This window comes from Bacillus sp. NPDC077411 (assembly GCF_044543425.1).
In the GTDB taxonomy this organism is placed as follows: domain Bacteria; phylum Bacillota; class Bacilli; order Bacillales; family Bacillaceae_G; genus Bacillus_A; species Bacillus_A bruguierae.
The window spans coordinates 62,160-80,801 of sequence record NZ_JBITWA010000003.1 but is presented as its reverse complement, the minus strand read 5'-3'; the positions used below and the strand labels follow the sequence as shown (position 1 = coordinate 80,801).

Genomic DNA, 18,642 nt, shown 5'->3' with positions numbered 1-18,642 from the left:
AATAAAAGGGCACTCCTCTTCGAGTGCCCTTTCTAGCGCTTATTTCAGTTGTTGCTTGTTCATCGCGCTCATCATTTGATTGATTTTCTTTTGGGATGGTTTTTGTCCCATTTGCATCATCATCATTTTTAACATTTGTTCATTAATTGGTGGATTTTTTTGTAAATAGTTCATCATATATTTGCGTGCGATAAAAAATCCTAACGCCACGCCTGCAGCTAGTCCTGCTAATACGCTCAATAGAACAATTACCCAAGTTGACATATATTTTCCTCCTTCATGTTGTCTACCTTACAGTGTACTAAAACCTTTTCAATAAGACAAGATTGTATTCGACATTTTTTATATATAAGTACGTACTTGTTTGAGAGGATTTAACCATCCATACTGTTTACTCTCATAATCCATCGCCAGAAATGTCATTTCACATTTTCTAAGCACTTCAAAAATAGCTGTTTCTAACTCAACATTTCCAGAAGTGTACATTCGGATATACTGCGATTTAATACTCACTTCACCGTATACATTTCCATTAGACACTATATGCATATAATCATTTCTTTCATATTTCTCATATGTCCGCAGTGCTTGTTCCATTTTATGATGTAATTTCATTACTTGTAAAGGCAACGTTATATACTTCATTTGTTTATACAGCACTTTCTTTTCTGAAAGGGAACGAGACTGTGCAAAACGAGTAAACAAATCAAACAATAAAAATTCACGACCGAAATACGTCTTCGTAATATCTTCTTGAATTAAGTATAGTTCATACGTTCTCATACTTTCCCTCCCGCATTGGACAACTTATTCCCTTCATTATATAGAAGTAAATATGCAATGATTGTCTGACTGCGGAGAAAGAAAAAACTTTTTCTGTCGAATAAAGCAAAACTTCCATCAGTAGGTTTTACTGCAAAAAAACAACGAAATAACTTCTTTTACATAGAAAAATCCCTCCATGCTGGAGAGATTTTTCTAAAATCATTATAGCATTTCTTTTACTTTGCGAACAACGTTTTCTACAGTGAATCCGTATTCTTCCATAATCTTTTCACCAGGAGCAGAAGCACCGAATGTATCGATTCCTAATACGTCTCCATCAAGGCCAACGTAACGATGCCATCCGAAAGTAGCACCCATTTCAATCGCGAAACGTTTCGTTACTGCTTTTGGTAATACAGATTCTTTATATTCAGCTGATTGCGCTTCATAGCGATCCATAGATGGCATGCTAACAACAGTTGCATCAATACCGTCTTTTGCTAATGCTGTTTGCGCTTCAATTGCTAAGCTTACTTCAGATCCTGCTGCAAGTAAGATTACATCAGCAGTTTCTTTCTTGCTTGGAGAAATTACATATGCACCTTTTGCAACTTTTTCATACGTATCGTCTTTTGCGCCTTCTAATGTTGGAAGATCTTGACGAGTTAAGATTAATGCAGTTGGTGTTTTTGTAGATTCTAACGCTAGTTTCCAAGCTGCAACAGATTCGTTACCGTCAGCAGGACGAATAACATCTACATTTGGCATTGCACGAAGAGCTGCAAGCTGTTCAATTGGCTCATGCGTTGGTCCGTCTTCTCCAACTGCGATACTATCATGCGTGAACACATATGTTACTGGCAGTTGCATTAATGCAGCAAGACGAATTGCTGGACGTAAGTAGTCAGAGAATACGAAGAACGTACCACCGTAAGTTTTTAAACCGCCGTGAAGTGCGATACCATTCATTGCTGCACCCATTGCGAACTCACGTACACCATACCAAATGTTTTTGCCGCTATAATCTTCTCTTGTGAAGTCTTTTTCTTTGTTCATATATGTTTTGTTAGAACCAGCAAGGTCTGCAGATCCACCAAAGAATGACGGTACAGATTCAGCAATTGCATTAATAATTTGTCCAGAAGATGAACGAGTTGCTGTTTTTGAACCGATTTCGTATGTTGGTAAGTTCTTATCCCAACCTTCTGGAAGAAGACCTTTCATTGCTGCTTGCAGTTCAGCTGCTAATTCTGGGTATGCTTTCGCATAATCATCAAGCATTTTATTCCACTCAGCTTGTGCTGATTCACCAGCATCTTGTACTGTTTTACGGAAGTTTTCATACACTTCTTCTGGTACATGGAAGTCTTGCTCAAATGCCCAAGCATATGTTTCTTTTGTTAACTTCGTTTCTTCTACGCCAAGCGGAGAACCATGTGAAGCTGATTTTCCAGATTTGTTTGGTGAACCAAATCCGATTGTTGTTCTTACTTCGATTAATGTTGGACGTTTTTCGTCAGCTTTTGCTTCTTCAAGCGCTTTCGCAATTGCCTCGATATCGTTTCCATCTTCAACACGGATTACTTGCCAGCCGTATGCTTTATAACGATCTTCTACACTTTCAGAGAAAGAACGATTTAAATCGCCATCTAATGAAATATCATTAGAATCATATAGCACAACTAGACGACCTAATCCTAAATGAGCTGCTAATGAAGATGCTTCAGCAGAAACGCCTTCCATTAAGTCTCCGTCACCGCAAATTGCATATGTATTGTGATCAACAAGATTATACTCATCACGATTGTATTTCGCTGCTAAATGTCTTTCAGCCATCGCCATACCTACAGCTGTTGCAATACCTTGTCCAAGTGGACCTGTTGTTGCGTCTACACCTGGTGTGTGACCGAACTCAGGGTGACCTGGTGTTTTACTTCCCCATTGACGGAAATTCTTTAAATCATCCATTGTTACGTCATAACCAGCTAAATGCAGTAAGCTATATAGTAACATTGAACCATGACCTGCAGATAATACGAAACGATCACGGTTAAACCACGTTGGGTTTTTTGGATTATGTTTCATAAATTTCGTCCATAATGTATACGCCATTGGAGCTGCCCCCATTGGCATTCCTGGATGACCAGAGTTTGATTTTTCAATCGCATCAATGGATAATGTGCGAATCGTGTTGATAGAAAGTTGTTCGATTGAATGTGTCATGCTATTCTTCCCTTCGCTTATATTAAAGTAAACGTTTTACACATTTATATGATATCTTTCCTTGCAAGATTATACAACATGTATCGACAAATATGTTGATGTTTTTTCGTATTTGTTCAAAAAAACGTACTATTTTCCACAATGTATAGGGTTCCAATCTGCTATACTTTTTTAGATTTTCACGCTTTTTTAAAAAGAATGTGGTCAAAAATGTGGTCAAATTAAAATATGTCCTGCATAACAAAAACTCTAACAAACAAATCATGTTTTACTGCAAATAATCCTTACATGTAAGCCATTATTATCTTTAAACATTACACCTGGAATAATACAAATATTTTCTCCATCACAATGAAATTTTATAGGCTTTTCAATATACCAAATATCTGGACAATTACAATACAACCGTTACATCTACGTATCGTTCTAATTCTTTTAGTATTCGATTTGCATTTCTAATGCCAACCATATCATGTACAAGCATTAAGTGCCTTCGCTTTGCAAACTTTAACTTACAAATTTTAGATAAAATCTCATTCCCTACTAGACTTTATCCTATGCTATTTTGTTTTCTTCTATTAATAAATATATATGTGTATAAAAAATAGGAGTAGCTTTTTATCGCCATCTCCTACATCAAGTCGAAAAATATGCAATTTGAGTATATGACGTGAGATAAATTGGCGCAAATAGATAAAAACTCATTTCCCTATGCGAAAATGATATTTTAGAAGGGGTCACCTTACATTGCCATCAACTTAAGAATTTAGAATTACCCTAAAACAATTTTTTTGTAAATTACTCAATTTTATCGTTTTGGGGCAGTATACTTTTGTTAACCTGATAGCGATGTTTTGAAAAAAGTTATACAGTTTAGTTTCTTTTTCATTAAAGAATTCTTTATGAGTTTTAATCAAAATTTTTTATAAATATAAAAGATTAAATAGACCAAGTATATGTGAAATAATAATTTTCCCAAGCATCCGTAATTTGTACGTTATAATACGCGCCTCTCATACCAGTAAATCTTGCATTTCCATTATAATATGGCCAACTATAAGTCTCAGTGAATGATTTCCAACTAGTACAGCTATTTGTACCAGCAGTGCATAATCTTACTTGTATTGCTCCTACATTCGCTGGTTTTATAGGTCCAGTTCCATCTTTATGATATCTATTAACACCATTAATCCAAATTGTTTTGTCTCCTGATGCCCAAACAGTACCAATTGTTTTTGTTCCCCACTGTGTAGTAAATCTCCCCATGTCCGCTGCTGATGCGTTTTGTAGTGGTGAAATAAACAAAAAACCTAATACCATCATTCCTATAATTCCCACAATTGATATCATTTTTTTGATTTTCCCCACGTAATTCTCCTCCTTTTTAAACATAGTTCATGCGAACTAATTCGTATGTCACAATGATAATTATATATCGGGAATTTGTAATTATTACCAAAACTAATTGTTTTATTTTAAAAACGTTTTAGACTGGAGAAGGCGGAGTAAAAACAGCTAATCCAGTAGGAGCATGTAAAAAGCCTGAACCAAAAACACGTATAGGAATCGGAGGAACAATAGGATCTGAAGGAAGGGAATAAATCGATACCGTGTTAGCCAATTGATTTGCGATATAACAAGGATTAGGAGGGAAAACAGGGACAGGAGGGGCAATCACCAATCCCATAGGACCATTTAGCTCTCCAGCGCCAAATTCATCTACATGTACAGGATCAGTAGGAGTGAAAACATTATACCGTTCTACCGTACTATTGCTAAAATTTGAGACAAAAAGTGTATTACCATTAATCGCTAATCCAGTAGGGTCATGTAACTCCCCTTCACCACTAAATTCAATTACATGTACAGGAAACGAAGGATCGGAAATATCAAAAATTGATCCCGAATTAGCGAATTGATTTGCGACATAGAGAGTGTTACCGGTAATCGCCAATCCAAAAGGACCATTTAATCCTTCACCAAAATCCCCACCCTCTACATGTATAGGATCCGAAGGAACGGAAATATCATAAATGGATACCGTGTTAGCGAATTGGTTGGCGACATAGAGAGTATTACCGGTAATCGCCAATCCGGCAAGGCCAGTTAACTCTCCCATACCAAACTTCTTTACAAAATGCACAGGAGCTGGAGGGACGATAGGAGCCGGAGGAACGAAAATATCATAAATGGATATCGTGTTATCGAATTGATTTGAGACGTAAAGCGTGTTACCGGTAATCGCCAATTCGGTAGGACCATTTAACTCCCCTGCACCACCAAACTCCCCTACAAGTACAGGACTCGAAGGATTGGAGATATCAAAAATGGATACCGTGTTATTGTCACGACTTGATACAAAAAGAAACACAGGAGGAAGAGTAGCTAATAAATCCAGAACGTTTTCAAACTTGAACTCTAGTAACATTTCCTTTTTGATAACGTCACGAAGGGTTCTTTGCACACTGGAGTCGATAGCAAGAAGATTGGATATCGTAACTATCGGAGGGGAAAGAGTAGTTTTCCCCTCCGGTAATGTTCCTAAAACAAATTGAAGCTTTTCAGCCTCAGCATTGACAATATGAGCCAGAGCTAATTCTTCTAGGGCAATGGAACTTAAAAGCAATGGAATGGTCTGTGCAGTAGTAATAGAAATAGTAGGTGTTATATTGGGGATGTTAGGAAAAGACAATATACTCATCCTTTCTAGGAAACCTTCAAATCATCTGATTCTATGCATAGATAGGTCTCCTATTTTTGTGATTTAAACGTTCATAAACCTGCAAGTTCATGAACAAAGAATGTATGAGTTATTCTCTTCATTTTATGTAACAAGCGTTTGGATGACTGAGTACTTGTCCTACTGTAGACGTACATTCTTTGTTGGAAAAGCCCTTTTTATTTTATCTATGGAACACTTGCGGTATGGGTAGAAACACAGATTATCAATCCAATAGACTTCTTCTCAAACTATTTATAAAAAGCACTTCCGTTCATTCATTCCAATCTCGTTATAAACCATATAATCAAAGATTTCTTCATCTTCCAAGTAACGTTTTACAATTATGTCCCGTTGATTCTTGCTAAAACGACTTAATGTCTTATCCACTTGAAAAGATAGGCGTTGTAGCCTTTCTTCTCGCTTACTCAATTCTACATTTTCAAGAGCAACATCTTCAGCTGGATTACCTGCCATATTTGTTGGCCCGTGATATCTCACTTCACAAGAAGCTGTCACTTTCATTTCATTTCTAATCATGCCAAATTGTCTATAAATCCGAATACTTTCAAGAACTGCTTCTATACGATCTTGTGTAGCTTTACGATTAATTTTCGGTAAGAATGTTAACTGTTCCATATATAAAACACTCCTTGTCTATTTGATAACAAACAAAAAGCGGACACCAAACCAAAGAGCATGATTGCTGCTCTTTATAGTTTGATGTCCGCTGGTTCTTCCAGTAGGACTAAAAATTTTTCATTATTATACCATTCATAATAACAAATGTTGAATACCACTTACACTAAATGGCTGTCAAAATGCTATTTCCTTTTGTTTCAAAGGATTATTTTGTTGAGTTTCAATATGCAATATTGCATATTCTGTACTTTCAATCTTTATACATGCGATAATTTATTTATAAAAATAAAAGGTATTAGTAAGGGTGATTTATATGGACAAGTTCCGAAAGAAGATGATTAAATCTTTACAAACATTTTGGGGATGCTTAGCATTCGGTGTATTAATGTTTGCTATCTTCATAATTATGAATTTAACAGGCACACCTTTAAATACATTAGGCTGGAGAGACTGGCTAGGTTCTGCAGTAGGCGCAGCCATTTTATCTACTGGGATGTTTACTTTAAGTAAATTTGATTTAAAATAAATATTCCGTCAATACTGTAGACAACCCATTTCTGAACCTGAGCAGTTAGCCTTCTTTGCTAGCTGCTCTTTTTAATGCATATAATTCCTTCTTAAGCTCCTCAATGCGCTCATCCCTAATTTGGACGTCATCTCTTAAAAATTCATTTTCCTCTTTTAACTTCATTTTTTCATTAAACAATTGGCGATATTCATGTATCTTTAGAAGGCTTATTTCTTCCTGTAACTTTTTAATTGCGTTTATTGCCATAAAAGCAATATCTTGAGCTTCTTTTTCGTACTCTTCACGAGTCATCATTCCACCATCTAAATTACCTCTTAAGTGCCATAACTCTGATAATATTTTATCGACTCTCAATCTAGTCACCCCATTCCTCTACAAAATGAAATTTTCATTAATTTCCGCTATGTTTAAACATCTTCTCATAACAGAACAATAGTTAAGTAATTTGTTAAAATATCTATCGTGATTCACATATATTTGGTAATATATATAGAAATTATTTTAGGAGGTTTCGTTTTGAAAGCAGTCGTAAAAGCTTTAAAATGGACTACAGGTATCTTCCATCTTTTATTAATCCATTGCTATTTGCTTCAGGGACTTATTTACCTATACGGGATACCACTACTTGCAATAATCACCTTGCATATCATTACAATCTTATTAGCAAAAAAAGAAGGCATGAAAACCTATGCTAATTATATAGGCATTCTTACGGCTCTAGTTGCATTCTTTCCTTACATAGAAATTGTTTTGCATATTATAGCAGCGATCTTTCTTCTATTAGATGCCTCTTCCACGAATATAAAAGAAGTTAATGATTCATACTAATAAAGTTTTTATTCAGACTTACGCTTTACTTCTTCAATCAGCCAAGATACGATATTAAAATCATTAGCTTCAATTCGTTTCATATCCATTCTCCTTTCCTGACAAAATAGCGTTTTTGTTTAGTTTTCTCTAAATAGATTTACTGCATCTTTACAAACGGCGATACTGAACTCTCCCTCGATACATTCAACTGTAGTTTTAAAATAAAATTTGATCAAAACATTTTATAAATTTTAAAAACAGTGATAGTATTAAATGCAAACGATACGGAGGTGTTTATATTTGGAAAAAGAGGTAAAGAAAGGTCTAATTAAAGTTATATCCATAACTGTTGTAGGCTTTATTCTTATATTATTAGTTCCGTTTCTTTTTCAATATTTACCAGATTTTTAGTGAATTATTGAGAAATGACTTTTAAATTCAAATAACGATTTTGTTACAAATTCACCTTTTGAAGATATTCGGTTAGGAAACACCTACAGAATCCTTCTAAGAAAACGAGGTTTTGTTTGTACATACCTTCACCTCTTACAAATTCATCGGCACTACAAGTCCAAACTCGCCCATTACAGTGTTCCGCTTCACCACATGTATGCATTACTACTTTGTCACCTTTTTTAACATTGCTTATTCTCCTTTCCTACAAAATTCAAAATTGGTATCAAAGTAACTGTGTTTTCCGCTCATCAACACGAGTTACTTTTCCATTTTTATATACAAATGATTGTTCACCGTGTCCGCTGTTTGGTGGATCTATCTCATGGATTTGTCCATCTTTCACTACATAAATCTTATTTTCTTTTAAATCTATTTCAGCTTTCATTTCTGCAATATTTCCTTTAATAATCCCCACTGAAACCACTCCCGTATACTATAATTACTTTATCGGAGTAAGTCGAGAGTAATCTCGGCTTTTTTATTTTGTGTAATCTCATAAATACTGCACAACATCTTCTGGGATAAATGTTTGTTCGACTGACAAGTAAAGCCGTATTGGAATCGGTTGTTTATTATCCCTTCCAAAATTAAATTCCAAAATGTAAAATATATCCTTCTTCACATTTCACTTTATAACATAACTTAACCAAAGATTGTAATTCTGCACACAGAGTATCTCGATTGAAAAATAGCTTTTCATATTCGCCATCATCACCATCAGTCCATTGAAATGATCCTGTAAGTTCCATTGTTTCAGGTGCTAATGAAAACAAATGAATTAGTGAACAAAATAAATTTACTGCTATATTTGCTCCTTCTTTCTCAATTTTAGTGATGCCATGATAATGAAGACCAAATCCATTCTCTCTTCTAGAAGGGTTATAAGTTGGAATCCAACGCAAGAAATCTATTATATATAAAATAAACTCATCACTTAAAATGACGTATTCTTCAACAGCTGTACCATCTTTATAAGAAAATCCCCTATTATTCCAAGAAAAATCTTCAGAACTTAACTCTCCCTTTTCATATGAAACAAAGATAAATTCATGTTGCATTGCCATAACATTCCTCCTCTCTTCTTAATTATATAACACCTGCTTTCTTTTCTTATCGTTTCGAACGCAATATTTTATCTAGCAATTAATAACCGTAAAAAAGGTCCTATCCTCCATTTGGAGAATAAGACCTTTCACCTTATAAGTGTACATTTTACTTCTTATTACGATCAGCATACACAGCCATTGCAACCTGCATAAACTTCGCTAATCCTTCACCGAATTGATCAATATTTTTTGTAAATCGTTCATCATCGACATACATTTGTCCTAAACCTTTAAACGCATCCAATGAGTAATGACCAAAATTCTGCAAATAGTTATACCATTCTTGAATTGCTTCTTGAGCCTGTTCTGATTCAGGTGAATCATTACGAAGTATTGCAAGCTTCCTATAAATCGCATTATATTCTTCTTGTTTCTCTTTCGTCATACTGCTCGCTGCTTTATTAGCCTTATCAACCGCTTCATTTCCCCATCTTTCACGTGCTTCTTGCTCATATGGATTTTGACTAAAATCAAAGCCCTCAAATTTTTCTTTGTTTGTCATTTGAATTTCTCCTTTCGAGTGTTGAATCGTCTTATCAATCGTCGAAATCACTTTGTCTAATCTAGAGCGCTTCTCAAGCAACATTTTACGATGCAAAACAAGTGCCTCTTGTCGATCAAATGAAGGATTATCGATAATTTCTTTAATTTTCTTTAAAGGGAAGCCAAGTTCTTTAAAAAATAGAATTTGTTGCAATGTCTCCAGATTATCATCGGAATAAAGGCGATAACCAGATTCGGTCGTCTCCTCTGGGGTTAATAACCCAATTTCATCATAATGATGCAGTGTGCGCACACTAATACCAACTAAATCTGCTACTTCTTTCACTTTCATTGTCATTGTTTTGCCCTCCCTTAGTACATACAATAAAGTATAACGTAACGTAAGAGTCAACACGAAAGGATAAAAAATTTCTAAAGTCGCAGTTGCATATATGTTTACTTCAAATGTAGATAATACATATGAAAACTAACTGTGATATTGCCTGCGAATGGATTATATAAAAGAAGGTTGATAACATTGAATCAAAACAACATTGTAAATGTAAGTATTTTATTAACGAGTGATATTCATGGTACGGTCTACCCGATACACTATCAAAATAACGAAAATGCAGAACTAGGACTAGCAAAGATTGCAACGCGCATTGCACAGGAACGCACCCAGAATGATCATGTTCTCGTAATTGATAACGGTGATTTCATACAAGGAACTCCGTTTACTTATTACTACACCAAATATATGCAGAATGAAGAAAATCCAATGTCGATTATCGCCAATCATATCGGTTATGATGCAGCGATTATTGGAAATCATGAATTTAACTACGGAATGGACGTATTAAACAAAGCTGTTGCTCATGCAAATATGCCTTATTTAGCCGCTAATATTATGAATAAACAAACAAGGAAACCTTATTTTGGAAATCCATATATAATTAAACATATACATCCAGATATAAAAATTGCTGTTTTAGGAGTAACAACGCATTACATTCCAAATTGGGAACAGCCTCATCATATTGAAGATGTAATATTCGAAAATGCACTCGAAACAACAAAACAGTGGGTTTCCTATATTAAAGAGCAAGAGCAACCACATTTACTCATTGTTGCCTACCACGGCGGTTTTGAACGTGACTTACAAACCGGAGAACCAACAGAGATTTTAACAGGGGAAAATCAAGGATATGAAATGTGTCAAGAAATTGAAGAAATTGATATTTTATTAACGGGGCATCAACATCGCTATATTGCTCATGCAAAAGTAAATGGTGTAACTGTTCTACAAACTGGATCCAATGGCCGTTCATTAGGGAAAATCTATGTCACTTTAACAAAGAATCAAAACCAGTGGATGATTGAAGAATGTCATTCTGAATTATTACCTATTGAAGGTATTCCAGCAGATGAGAAGGTGCTTTCACTTGTGTCGACATATGAAGAGCGAACGCAAGAATGGTTAGACCAACCTATTGGCTCCATTATTGGTGATATGTTGATTCACGATGCGATGCAAACTCGCTTACAAGATTGCGCCTTTATCGAATTCATAAATAAAGTACAGATGGATGTATCCGGAGTAGATATTTCATGTACAAGTCTGTTTCATAACGAATCTTCCGGCTTTCCAAACCAGATTACAATGAGAGATATTGTTTCAAATTATATTTATCCAAATACATTAAAAGTTGTTCGCGTTACAGGAAAAGATATAAAAGAGGCACTTGAGTTAACTGCTGAATATTTCTCGTTAGATACAGATAGAAATATCATTGTAAACCCTGCATATATAGAACCAAAACCGCAGCATTATAATTACGATATGTGGGAAGGCATTTCATACATATTAAACATTTCAAAACCAGTAGGGGAAAGAGTCGTTTCCCTACAATATAAAGGCGCTCCTATTCACTTTCATCAAGAGTATGACGTTGTCATGAACAATTACCGTGCAAGCGGTGGCGGAAATTATGCTATGTATCAAAATAAGCCCATTATAAAAGATATACCAATTGATATATCTGAGCTCATTGCAAATTACATATTAGAACGAAAAACAATCGAAGCGACAACGAATCATAATTGGAAAGTTGTTACATAACGAATTTTCCTATCAAATTAAACAAAGATGGGCTGCGCCCATCTTTTAATTTAACTTTGCTTTATCTTGTTTTTTTAATTCTTTTAACTTCTTCGGCGTAACGTCTTTACCTTCTTCATTAACGACTTTGATTGATTTCAATTCGTTTAACATATTTTGACGAAAGCCTTTTAAATATTGTTCACGGAGTGATTGACGCTCACGTTGCTCCTCTTCCGTTAAACCTTCTGCTTTAGCTTTTTTCGCTAAGAAATTAATGCGTTCAATGAGTTCGTGACTTAGCATCTCGAATCCCCTTTCTACTACAAACTGATTATTATCATACAATAGTTACTCTTGTTTATCAAGCAATTGCTTCGTATATTCCACATACCGGCGATGTACTGTTGCTTTTGATACATTATGACCAAAACCACGGAGCGTTGCTGCAATTTCTTCAAATGTTAACTCATTGCGGCGCAGACGAACAATCTCTTCAATAGGTACTTCTTTTTTCTCACGACCTGTGCTTAAATGCCGATTCTTCAAGTTTTTTTCGGGACGAAATCCATTTTCTACAGCTCGTTTCATTCCTCGTTTAATCTTTAAATTATGAATCTTTCTCTGGTATTCTTCTACTATACCAATAATATCAAGCACCATTGAATCTGAATCAGAAAGCTGCAATTCGCCATTATGTGCATGTGTATATACTTTTACTCCTTCTTTATTCAAACAATGCATTAAGGCAATTTTCGCATTCCCTCTTCCAAGACGCGTTTCATCTTGAATAAGGAGTACATCAACATGTTCATCACGAATGACATCTAGCACTTCTAAAATCCCATCTCGTTCGATACTATATCCGCTCGCTTTCTCTTCTACTACTCTTACAACATTCATGTCATACTGCCTAGCTAAATGCAATAATTCATCTTTTTGACGTACTAATGATGTTTCTTGCGCTTCTTTCGTTGTGCTCACACGTGCATAAATAATCGCATTCATTTCATACCCTCTTCTCTATCTCGCCTTTTACATCATATTTTACCATAAATGCAGCTTTTATTCGAACTTACGTTTGTAGAATGTTTTCTTGCATGTTATAATACAAATAAGAAAATTTATAGAAAACGAGGTGTGAAAAATATGGAGAAGTTAACGAAACGGCAACAAGACATTCTTGACTTCATTAAACAAAAAGTACAAGAAAAAGGTTATCCACCTTCCGTACGTGAAATCGGTCAAGCAGTCGGCCTTGCTTCTAGCTCTACTGTGCACGGACATTTATCTCGCTTAGAGGAAAAAGGATACATTCGCCGCGATCCAACAAAACCGAGAGCGATTGAAATTTTAGGAAACGACAATATCCAATCAGCTACGCAACCAGTCGTTCACGTACCGATTGTCGGAAAAGTTACAGCCGGCTTACCAATTACAGCAGTTGAAAGTGTAGAAGAACATTTTCCACTTCCAGCGAATCTCGTTTCAGGCTCAGATCAAGTATTTATGTTACGAATTTCTGGAGACAGTATGATTGAAGCAGGGATTTTTGACGGAGACTTAGTTGTTGTTCGCCAGCAGCAATCTGCATACAATGGTGAAATCGTTGTCGCCTTAACAGAAGACAACGAAGCTACGGTAAAACGTTTTTACAAAGAAAAAGATCATTTCCGCTTACAGCCAGAAAACTCTTCTTTAGAACCTATTATTTTAGATAACGTTTCTGTTATTGGAAAAGTAATTGGTGTCTATCGTCATTTACATTAAAAACAGACCAAATTTGGTCTGTTTTTAATTCGCTTCGATTGTCACAGAGCCGGCTGCTGTTTTCCCTTTAATCTGTATCTTTCCATTGCCTAAAGTAATTTCTTTATTTTCTTTCCCGAAAATCTGAACATCTCCTGCATGAGAAGCTCCTTTCACAACAGCATCTTTCGGCATTTCCTGCAGCTGAATACTGACATCTCCTGCTGCCGAATCCGCCTCAACACTATACTCTGGATTATGCTGCGTTATCTCTACACTTCCTGCCGCTGCCTCTGCATGCACTTTCCCTTCCACTTTATGAAGAACAACCTCTCCCGCACTAGATGACACTTTTACATTTTGCGCTTTCATTTCCTTCATTTCCACATCGCCCGCTGCTGAATGCACAGATATATCTTCGCCTTGAATATCTTGCACATGAATCGTTCCCGCTGCTGTCTTTGCTTCAATTTTATTATATACACGTTCAGGCACAATAACTGTAAGGCTTTCATCTTTCAAATCAAATGAAAAAAAAGAAAAATCGAATATATGCCTCTTTTTCGTTTTCACTTCCACCTGTAGCATTTCACCGTTCTCGTTTACATCTAATTTTCGCTTTTCCTGATCGCCGCTATACCGAACCTCAAACAAATCAGTCTTACCTTTTTCAATCACAACATCTCCAACATCTGTGTCAACATGAATGTTTTTAATTTGCTCATTTTTAAATTGTTTCTGTTCCAATTTCTTTGTTTCTGCTGATCCATTTGCAGTTTTCATAAAAAAGGCTGAACTTGTAAAAAATAAACCGATTCCCCCAACTGCAATACAAATAATTGCTATCAGCACAATTTTTTTCATCTTATCTACTCTCCTTTAATTACTTTTAAATTCCAATATGCGTACTTAACAAAAAGTGTTTTAAACCAAATCGTACAATAATACGCAGCAATCCCTAAAAGTAAACCAACACCGAAGAGTATAATAATGGCAAATACATCAGATAAAATAAAAATTTGAGCGAAAACAATTTTTGTTAACAGAAGAAGTGGTGATAAAACAAATACAACACCAACTGCCCAAAGCGTTAAAATAAGACTCCCAATCGCTAGTAACGGACCTAACACAACAACCAAATTTAAAAAACTGAGTCCAATAATTGCTACAATTGCTCTTGCCAAGTTAGAAAAAGTTGGATTATGCTTCACCTGCTCTATACGATGAGACGCTAACGTTTCCTTAGCAATTGCCTTAGGGGAACCAAGTGCTTTTATAATTTCTTCCTCTGTTTTCCCTTCTTCCATTCCAAATTGAAAATGTTCCTCGTAGTCATATAAAATATCATTCCGCTCTTCTTCTGGTAACTTCCTAAGATGTTCTGATAATTCTTGAAGAAATTTCTCTTTAGTCATCCCTTACACCTCTTCAATAATTTCTTGTACTCCCCTTGCAAAATCACGCCATTCTGTCACAAGTGCATTGAGCTGATCTGCTCCTTGATTTGTTAACTGATAATACTTACGCGGAGGCCCTTCCGATGATTCTCTTAAATATGTCTGAAAGTATCCTTCTTTCGTTAAACGACGTAACAAAGGATACACTGAGCCTTCAGATATTAAAAATTTATTTGAAATTTGCTGCACTAACTCATAGCCATAGCAATCTCGTTTCCTTACAAGTGCAAGAACACAAAGCTCCAATACCCCTTTTTTAAATTGAACATTCAAAGGTAATCCTCCTCTCCATCCAGTACTGTTCAATGCAAGATACCTTATTAATTATAATATATCATTCAGTATTGAACATCACAAGGTACTATTCCGTTTTTTTACAAAATAGAGAAAATCCCTCTCATTGAGGAATTCTTCATTCTCTCCTAACCAAACTACAATTATTGACATATAAAAGTTTTAAAGAGATTGTTATCTTTTCTAAGGAGGTATTTTAATGATGTACGATTTTTATCCAAACCAAATAGTAGTTCCCTTTCAATATGTTCCTTATTATAATATTCCATGCGACACTTCCTCTGTAAAAATTCCTTACCCACTTGTTCAAAATACATTTTATCCTTTAAATTACGTGGAGACCGTTCCTATCTCACAAAAGAGTTCAACAGTCAGGGGCTCATGGACTCCTTTTTCATGGGTAGAAAAATATGCATATGCGTTTGCAGGACCTTATAACAAGGCCGAAGTTGCTCTCACATTCGATGATGGTCCAGATACTCTCTACACTCCTCAAGTATTAGATAAATTGAAAAAACATGGTGTAAAAGCGACGTTTTTTCTATTAGGTGAAAATGCTGAAAGATATCCTAAAGTTGTAGAACGGATTGTTAACGAAGGGCATATCGTGGGAAATCATACTTATAATCATCCTAATTTAATAAAAGTAGGTGATAAACAATATCATGAACAGGTTTTAAATACAGAAAAAATATTACAAAAGCTAACCGGATACTCCCCTAAATTCTTCCGGCCTCCTTATGGAATTATAAATGAAAATCAAGTGAAGTGGGCTACCGAACAAAACTTTATGATTATTCAATGGAGTGTAGATACATTAGATTGGAAAGGCTTAAATGCCAAAGAAGTTACTAACAAAGTATTAGGGAATGCTTTTCCTGGAAGTATCCTCTTGCAACACACTGCACCAGGGGGGAATTTACAGGGGTCCGTAGACGCTCTCGACCGATTTATTCCTGACCTTACATCTAACGGAGCACGGTTCGTGACTCTCCCCAAAATGTTTAATACTTCAAAGCAAAGACTATAAAGTAAACTTTCCATCAAGAAAAAGTGGTTTACCCACAAAAATAAAAACCCCTCAACACGCTGCATGTTGAGGGGTCGGGTCTCTTAGTAAAGAGTCATATATTAATCGCGTTCCCATTGATGAACTTGCGTACGGAACATATCCCATTCAATTTCTTTCACTTTAATGAAATGTAAATGGACACCTAACGTACCGCAACTTACTTCACCTACTGTTTTTCATTTCATACCTATACTAATATAGCTCGTAAATCAACTATATATATTCATTTTAATTTCTCGACCTGCTATGCAGAATACAATATGTACTCCTTTTGTTTTAAACATTGCATGTGGCAGGAAAAGGCCCTAACCGTTTCTATGCGCGGCCAAATGCTCTCGTCCCTCCCTTAAAAAGAAAGGAGGTTTTTATGTCGGTTTTTCAATTTGTATTTATTTAGTTCTGTCAAGACGTGCTACTAATACCTACTATCTCTAGACGCTAACTTCTACCTGATTTCCTAACAGTTTACTAAACATACCTCTTTCTTCTTTTGCCAATTGGACAAAGGCTCCTTTTTGAACGATTTCTCCCTTGTCTATTACAAGCACTTGATCAGCATTGCGTATCGTTGATAAACGGTGGGCAATAACGATAATAGTCATCTTTCCTTTTAATCTTTCTAGAGCAGTTTGAATTTTCGCTTCATTTTCCGTATCTAACGCACTTGTCGCTTCATCTAGCACTAGAATCGAAGGTTTTCTTAAAATAGCTCGTGCTAGTACAAGCCGTTGTCGTTCCCCTCCAGAAAGCCTAACTCCGCGATCTCCAATGAATGTATCAAGCCCTTGCGGAAGTCTTCGTACAAATTCAGCAGCTGCCGAAAATTCCAGCGCCTCCCAAATTTGTTCTTCACTTGCATTTGGTTCAATCATTAACAAATTTTCTCTTATGCTTGCATTGAATAAAAATGGATCTTGCGGAACATAACTAATAGATTTTCTTAATGACAATAAATTATCACTTGTGAGCGGAGTACCATCTATTAATATTTGTCCTTTTTCTGGCTGCATGAGTCCCATTAAAATATCAATTAAGGTACTTTTTCCAGCTCCCGAAGGACCGACAATAGCCGTCATGCAGTTGGAAGGTATCTCGAAATTGATATTTCGAAGAGCATATAAGGATTCCTGCGAGTTGTAGCGGAAATACATATTCCGGCATTCAATTCCTTGTTCTATAGACATCGGTTTTACATCTTTGTATTGTCGTTCTATATCCTGCAGTTCCGCGGCTTTGTTGCATTCTTCCTGCAATTCGATTAAAGACTTAAAAGCAGGAACACTTGCAGCAAGTTGTTCCAGGTTAGACTGAATAGTTGTAAATCGCGGCCATAATCTAGAAAAAATAAGGATAATTAATATTAATTGCGCTGGCTGAGCTTGGAATAGTTTTACAGATGCAAAAACAAGAAATGCAATTAGAATAGACGATGTAACTTTATAAAAAAGTTGTGAGCTATTTTTCAATTTAATAAATGCCAGTTGCTCTTGCTCTATCTTTTGGCACCAAGTATGCAACCATGTATATCTAGACTCTTCCAACATATTACTTTTAATATCTTTAACTCCATTAAAATAGTCTGTTATACCCCCAAGATAACTTCTGGCTATCTCAGATGTTCGATTTCCTAGCGCTCTTGATTTTTTTATAAAATGTCTAGAAAAATAGGCAAGTACTAAACCAGCGAATAGTACAAAAATTGTAATCTTTACAGATAACCATAAGGCGATTCCAAACTGTATTAGTGTAAAAATAAGAGCAGTTAACATCTGAAAAAATAAATTTGTTCCATTTACAACGCGTCCTAATTCATCGGTCATTGCACTGATAAGATCAGACTTCCTCTTTTTCACAAAGAAAGTCCAATTAGCCTGTAATAAAGCACGATAAATTTCCAATCTTATATGATTTGTAAAATTTATAAGAATTTTTGTATTGCGAAGGGTAAGATTTTGCTGTAAGAGGGACTGAGCTATTACCAAAAAGATATAAATGCCTAAAATAAGCAACAAACTTATTGTTTCAGGAATATTGTGCAGAAATTTAAACATCTCTGGAACTGGAGTTGAACCATTATTTACCTTTACAACTCCACTGATACTTATCATAGGAATTAATAAAAGAATTCCTATTCCCTCCAAAAGACTGACTAAAGCCATCCCTAATAAATTTATATACAATATTTTCCCAGAAAAAGAATGTAACTTCTTTGCAAAATATAAGAGATGTTCCACTA

At 35.5% G+C, this 18,642-nt stretch carries 20 protein-coding genes and 3 pseudogenes; 5 read left to right on the top strand and 18 right to left on the bottom strand.

Annotated elements, in window-relative coordinates; all coding sequences use genetic code 11:
- Nucleotides 1-39: 39 nt before the first annotated feature.
- From ACIGHG_RS06035 to ACIGHG_RS06010, 6 genes and pseudogenes are all read right to left on the bottom strand, one after another.
- A complete protein-coding gene (locus ACIGHG_RS06035) occupies nt 40-264 on the bottom strand; it encodes a YneF family protein (RefSeq protein WP_035436970.1) in 225 nt (74 codons plus the stop codon).
- A gap of 78 nt (nt 265-342) precedes the next feature.
- On the bottom strand, nt 343-783 hold the full coding sequence (sirA, locus tag ACIGHG_RS06030) for a sporulation inhibitor of replication protein SirA (RefSeq protein WP_336472441.1): 441 nt from the start codon (nt 781-783) through the stop codon (nt 343-345).
- A gap of 204 nt (nt 784-987) precedes the next feature.
- Nucleotides 988-2,988 (bottom strand): transketolase, encoded by a 2,001-nt coding sequence (tkt, locus tag ACIGHG_RS06025; protein WP_336472440.1) that lies wholly within the window; start codon nt 2,986-2,988, stop codon nt 988-990.
- Between the two features lie 939 nt (nt 2,989-3,927).
- Nucleotides 3,928-4,356: a hypothetical protein gene (locus ACIGHG_RS06020; RefSeq protein ID WP_336472439.1), complete on the bottom strand. Its 429-nt coding sequence runs from the start codon at nt 4,354-4,356 to the stop codon at nt 3,928-3,930.
- A 118-nt stretch (nt 4,357-4,474) separates the two neighbouring features.
- Nucleotides 4,475-5,680, bottom strand: a complete 1,206-nt coding sequence (locus tag ACIGHG_RS06015) for an LVIVD repeat-containing protein (protein ID WP_336472438.1) — start codon at nt 5,678-5,680, stop codon at nt 4,475-4,477.
- A gap of 297 nt (nt 5,681-5,977) precedes the next feature.
- Nucleotides 5,978-6,346: pseudogene (locus ACIGHG_RS06010) on the bottom strand (ArpU family phage packaging/lysis transcriptional regulator); the annotation flags it as partial.
- Between the two features lie 316 nt (nt 6,347-6,662).
- Here ACIGHG_RS06010 and ACIGHG_RS06005 point away from each other — a divergent pair.
- Nucleotides 6,663-6,875 carry a hypothetical protein gene (locus ACIGHG_RS06005; RefSeq protein WP_336472437.1) on the top strand — a complete coding sequence of 71 codons (213 nt, stop codon included), beginning with the start codon at nt 6,663-6,665 and terminating at the stop codon, nt 6,873-6,875.
- A gap of 45 nt (nt 6,876-6,920) precedes the next feature.
- Here ACIGHG_RS06005 and ACIGHG_RS06000 read toward each other — a convergent pair whose 3' ends face one another.
- Nucleotides 6,921-7,232: a hypothetical protein gene (locus ACIGHG_RS06000; RefSeq protein WP_396547581.1), complete on the bottom strand. Its 312-nt coding sequence runs from the start codon at nt 7,230-7,232 to the stop codon at nt 6,921-6,923.
- Nucleotides 7,233-7,394: 162 nt separating this feature from the next.
- On the opposite strand from ACIGHG_RS06000, the gene ACIGHG_RS05995 reads away from it, so the two are divergent.
- Nucleotides 7,395-7,706: a hypothetical protein gene (locus tag ACIGHG_RS05995; RefSeq protein ID WP_336472436.1), complete on the top strand. Its 312-nt coding sequence runs from the start codon at nt 7,395-7,397 to the stop codon at nt 7,704-7,706.
- A gap of 661 nt (nt 7,707-8,367) precedes the next feature.
- Here ACIGHG_RS05995 and ACIGHG_RS05990 read toward each other — a convergent pair.
- The 4 genes and pseudogenes from ACIGHG_RS05990 to ACIGHG_RS05975 form a co-directional block, all read right to left on the bottom strand.
- Nucleotides 8,368-8,559: a DUF3954 domain-containing protein gene (locus ACIGHG_RS05990; RefSeq protein WP_336472435.1), complete on the bottom strand. Its 192-nt coding sequence runs from the start codon at nt 8,557-8,559 to the stop codon at nt 8,368-8,370.
- A 78-nt stretch (nt 8,560-8,637) separates the two neighbouring features.
- Nucleotides 8,638-8,724: pseudogene (locus tag ACIGHG_RS05985) on the bottom strand (cell division protein SepF); the annotation flags it as partial.
- Nucleotides 8,725-8,731: 7 nt separating this feature from the next.
- A complete protein-coding gene (locus tag ACIGHG_RS05980) occupies nt 8,732-9,208 on the bottom strand; it encodes a coproporphyrinogen III oxidase (RefSeq protein ID WP_336472434.1) in 477 nt (158 codons plus the stop codon).
- 148 nt (nt 9,209-9,356) lie between these two features.
- Complete coding sequence (locus tag ACIGHG_RS05975; protein ID WP_336472433.1) at nt 9,357-10,091, bottom strand: MerR family transcriptional regulator; 735 nt, start codon at nt 10,089-10,091, stop codon at nt 9,357-9,359.
- A gap of 180 nt (nt 10,092-10,271) precedes the next feature.
- On the opposite strand from ACIGHG_RS05975, the gene ACIGHG_RS05970 reads away from it, so the two are divergent.
- A complete protein-coding gene (locus ACIGHG_RS05970; RefSeq protein ID WP_396547578.1) occupies nt 10,272-11,855 on the top strand; it encodes a bifunctional metallophosphatase/5'-nucleotidase in 1,584 nt (527 codons plus the stop codon).
- 45 nt (nt 11,856-11,900) lie between these two features.
- On the opposite strand, the gene ACIGHG_RS05965 is transcribed toward ACIGHG_RS05970, so the two are convergent.
- Both ACIGHG_RS05965 and ACIGHG_RS05960 read right to left on the bottom strand, forming a co-directional pair.
- Nucleotides 11,901-12,140 carry a DUF896 domain-containing protein gene (locus ACIGHG_RS05965; RefSeq protein ID WP_154709338.1) on the bottom strand — a complete coding sequence of 80 codons (240 nt, stop codon included), beginning with the start codon at nt 12,138-12,140 and terminating at the stop codon, nt 11,901-11,903.
- Between the two features lie 45 nt (nt 12,141-12,185).
- On the bottom strand, nt 12,186-12,842 hold the full coding sequence (locus ACIGHG_RS05960; RefSeq protein ID WP_090913100.1) for a YneB family resolvase-like protein: 657 nt from the start codon (nt 12,840-12,842) through the stop codon (nt 12,186-12,188).
- A 141-nt stretch (nt 12,843-12,983) separates the two neighbouring features.
- On the opposite strand from ACIGHG_RS05960, the gene lexA reads away from it, so the two are divergent.
- The gene (gene lexA / locus ACIGHG_RS05955) at nt 12,984-13,604 is read left to right on the top strand and encodes a transcriptional repressor LexA (protein ID WP_336472431.1); all 621 of its coding nucleotides are present in this window, start codon (nt 12,984-12,986) and stop codon (nt 13,602-13,604) included.
- Nucleotides 13,605-13,628: 24 nt separating this feature from the next.
- Here the strand turns inward: lexA and ACIGHG_RS05950 are convergent, their stop codons facing one another.
- From ACIGHG_RS05950 to ACIGHG_RS05940, 3 genes are read right to left on the bottom strand one after another with little or no spacing between them, the layout of a single operon-like run.
- Nucleotides 13,629-14,447, bottom strand: coding sequence for a DUF4097 family beta strand repeat-containing protein (locus tag ACIGHG_RS05950; protein WP_336472430.1), 819 nt, complete (start codon nt 14,445-14,447; stop codon nt 13,629-13,631).
- 5 nt (nt 14,448-14,452) lie between these two features.
- A complete protein-coding gene (locus tag ACIGHG_RS05945) occupies nt 14,453-14,998 on the bottom strand; it encodes a DUF1700 domain-containing protein (RefSeq protein ID WP_396547575.1) in 546 nt (181 codons plus the stop codon).
- Nucleotides 14,999-15,001: 3 nt separating this feature from the next.
- Nucleotides 15,002-15,313 (bottom strand): PadR family transcriptional regulator, encoded by a 312-nt coding sequence (locus tag ACIGHG_RS05940; protein ID WP_336472428.1) that lies wholly within the window; start codon nt 15,311-15,313, stop codon nt 15,002-15,004.
- 223 nt (nt 15,314-15,536) lie between these two features.
- Between ACIGHG_RS05940 and ACIGHG_RS05935 the strand changes: the two genes are divergently transcribed.
- Entirely contained in the window at nt 15,537-16,364 is an 828-nt protein-coding gene (locus ACIGHG_RS05935) for a peptidoglycan-N-acetylglucosamine deacetylase (RefSeq protein WP_336472581.1), read from the top strand.
- Nucleotides 16,365-16,465: 101 nt separating this feature from the next.
- On the opposite strand, the pseudogene ACIGHG_RS05930 reads toward ACIGHG_RS05935, so the two are convergent.
- Both ACIGHG_RS05930 and ACIGHG_RS05925 read right to left on the bottom strand, forming a co-directional pair.
- Nucleotides 16,466-16,552, bottom strand: a pseudogene (locus ACIGHG_RS05930) (hypothetical protein); the annotation flags it as partial.
- Nucleotides 16,553-16,837: 285 nt separating this feature from the next.
- A complete protein-coding gene (locus ACIGHG_RS05925; RefSeq protein WP_336472427.1) occupies nt 16,838-18,640 on the bottom strand; it encodes an ABC transporter ATP-binding protein in 1,803 nt (600 codons plus the stop codon).
- Nucleotides 18,641-18,642: the final 2 nt, after the last annotated feature.

Coding starts and splice junctions, on each gene's coding strand:
- ACIGHG_RS05965 (WP_154709338.1), bottom strand. CDS start 12,140: ATGCTAAGTCACGAACTCATTGAACGCATTAATTTCTTAGCGAAAAAA.
- ACIGHG_RS06035 (WP_035436970.1), bottom strand. CDS start 264: ATGTCAACTTGGGTAATTGTTCTATTGAGCGTATTAGCAGGACTAGCT.
- ACIGHG_RS05980 (WP_336472434.1), bottom strand. CDS start 9,208: ATGGCAATGCAACATGAATTTATCTTTGTTTCATATGAAAAGGGAGAG.
- tkt (WP_336472440.1), bottom strand. CDS start 2,988: ATGACACATTCAATCGAACAACTTTCTATCAACACGATTCGCACATTA.
- lexA (WP_336472431.1), top strand. CDS start 12,984: ATGGAGAAGTTAACGAAACGGCAACAAGACATTCTTGACTTCATTAAA.
- ACIGHG_RS06005 (WP_336472437.1), top strand. CDS start 6,663: ATGGACAAGTTCCGAAAGAAGATGATTAAATCTTTACAAACATTTTGG.
- ACIGHG_RS05945 (WP_396547575.1), bottom strand. CDS start 14,998: ATGACTAAAGAGAAATTTCTTCAAGAATTATCAGAACATCTTAGGAAG.
- ACIGHG_RS05950 (WP_336472430.1), bottom strand. CDS start 14,447: ATGAAAAAAATTGTGCTGATAGCAATTATTTGTATTGCAGTTGGGGGA.
- ACIGHG_RS05935 (WP_336472581.1), top strand. CDS start 15,537: ATGTACGATTTTTATCCAAACCAAATAGTAGTTCCCTTTCAATATGTT.
- ACIGHG_RS05960 (WP_090913100.1), bottom strand. CDS start 12,842: ATGAATGCGATTATTTATGCACGTGTGAGCACAACGAAAGAAGCGCAA.
- sirA (WP_336472441.1), bottom strand. CDS start 783: ATGAGAACGTATGAACTATACTTAATTCAAGAAGATATTACGAAGACG.
- ACIGHG_RS05975 (WP_336472433.1), bottom strand. CDS start 10,091: ATGACAATGAAAGTGAAAGAAGTAGCAGATTTAGTTGGTATTAGTGTG.